Genomic DNA, 2,269 nt, shown 5'->3' with positions numbered 1-2,269 from the left:
TGCCTCCCTGCTGTATGAGAATATTCTTGCTCGCCAGGCGGTACAAACCTCTCACAGTATTGCCCAGCAAACCTTTAACTCAATGTTTCAGGTGATGCGTATGGGCTGGACAAGAGAGCAGCTGGAAGATTTTCTGCAAGGCACGCGTGATGCGTTTGTTACCAGTCCGTTTGATGTTGAGATTTATCGTGGCAGCAAGGTAGAAGAGCTGTTTGGTGAGATCAACCAACCGACATTGGATGCATCGGTGCAGGGTGTTTTTGCCAGTGGTGAAGAGTTACTGATGGAAACGGATGGTCTGATGCGGCGGATTTATCCGATGCAGGCACGAGGTGAATGTCTGTCCTGTCACCTGAATGCTGAAGTGGGTGATGTGCTTGGTGTCATTGATATCCAGCAGGATATGCGCCCGATTAGTGCTGAAGTTCGACGTAATAACATTGCCATGTTTCTGGGCTTCGGCTTTCTAATGCTGGTGATGGCGGCACTGGTGAGTCGTTATGTTGCACGTCGTATCCAGAAGGCCACCGATGGCTTCAAGGAGCGTCTGGAGCAGGTCAACTCAGTCAAGGATTTCCGCCAGCTGGATATGACCCAGACCAACTTCCATTTCACTGAGCTGGATGATGCCTTTCGCAGTGTTAACCTACTGGTGGAGCAGCTCAAGGATGTGGCAGTGGACAAGGACATCCTGGAGTTTGAGATACGCCTGCTGGGCAAGTTCATCATCACCTCGGATATTGTGCGAGACTGGCGCGACTTCATCAAAGACCTGCTGATTGATATCAACACCATCCTAGTGGCTCATTCACTGGTGACGGTGTTTCAGGTTGAAGATGAAGGTTATGAGCTGGAAATCTTCTGGCGTTTTAATGTCTCCGAAGGCACACGACAGATGTTTGAAAAGGTGGTCATCAGCCAGTTGTCCAGCCATCCACATTTTCATACCGGTATTCCAATTCTTAATATTGAACATCACGTGGCTGACCCCTCCACGGAAGAGCAGGATCTGCAGGGCATCCTGACCCTGCAGGATGTGGATTTACAAACCCGTTCACTGATGCTTGAAACACCCAAAATTGGTGGTGTGGTGGGGATTGGTGTGCAGTCAGAAATGGCAAAAGATCCAATTCGCCATATGGTAATTGGCAGCATTCTGACCACCCTGCTGAACTTGGTTGGTTCGGTGAAGGCTATCTACAAATACACTCAGGATCTGGAGTATTACGCCACCCGTGATCCACTCACCAGCCTGTATAACCAGCGTATGTTCAAGGAATTGCTGGGTTATGAGATTGGTCGTTCCCAACGGCATGATGTGCATTTCAGTCTGCTGATGTTGGATCTGGATAACTTCAAGACAGTGAATGACCGTTATGGACACAGTTTTGGTGATCAGTTCCTGCAAGGGTTTGCCGGTGTTTTACAGCAGGCTGTACGGCCGGGTGATGTACTGGCTCGTTATGGTGGTGATGAGTTCACCATTATTCTGCCGGAGGCTGGTGAAGAGCAGGCGCATAGTGTGGCGCAACGTATTATGGAACAGTTGGAAAAGCTGTCACTGATCACCCCGGAAGGCAACAGTGTTCGTGCCACCAGCTCTGTGGGTGTGGCTGTTTACCCGCAACATGGTCAGAACCCCACAGACCTGTTTGTGATGGCTGACAACATGATGTACAAGGCCAAACGCAGTGGTAAAAACTCCATTGCGCTGCCTGCTGAAAACGAAGTGGCTGAGGTTTTTAAAGAGGTTGGTGAAAAAAGCCAGATGGTACTGAATGCTCTGGAAGAGCGCCGTATCATTCCTTATTTCCAGCCGATTATTGATTTAAAAACCGGCGAAATTGTTATCCATGAACTGCTGATGCGTATCCAGCTGGGTGACAAGGTAATTTCTGCCTTTGAATTTATTGATGTGGCCGAAACCATCGGTGTAGTGCACAAGATGGATTACCAACTGATCGAAAAGGCTTTTGAGCAGATCCAGCAGCAGGGGTATGAAGGTCAGATTTTTATTAATCTGTCACCTCGTTCGCTGATCATTGGTGAGTTTATTGGCAAGGTGCATCGTCTGGCAGTGGATTATGGTGTATCCACCAGTCGTGTGGTGTTTGAGCTGACTGAGCGGGAAACTGTCAGCAACATGGCACTGCTGGAAAAATTTGTGTTGGATCTGAAAATGGAAGGATTCCACTTTGCCATTGATGATTTTGGCTCAGGCTTTTCGTCTTACCACTACATCAAACACTTCCCGATAGATGTCATCAAG

The 2,269-nt window shown here is 48.4% G+C and carries 1 protein-coding gene; it reads left to right on the top strand.

What is annotated here, in order from left to right; genetic code table 11:
- Positions 1–2,269, top strand: a 2,269-nt coding sequence (locus IBX50_RS19810; RefSeq protein ID WP_292258117.1) for a bifunctional diguanylate cyclase/phosphodiesterase, incomplete at both ends; no start/stop codon positions are given.

This window comes from Marinospirillum sp., assembly GCF_014859565.1.
This window is presented reverse-complemented; position numbering and strand designations above follow the sequence as displayed.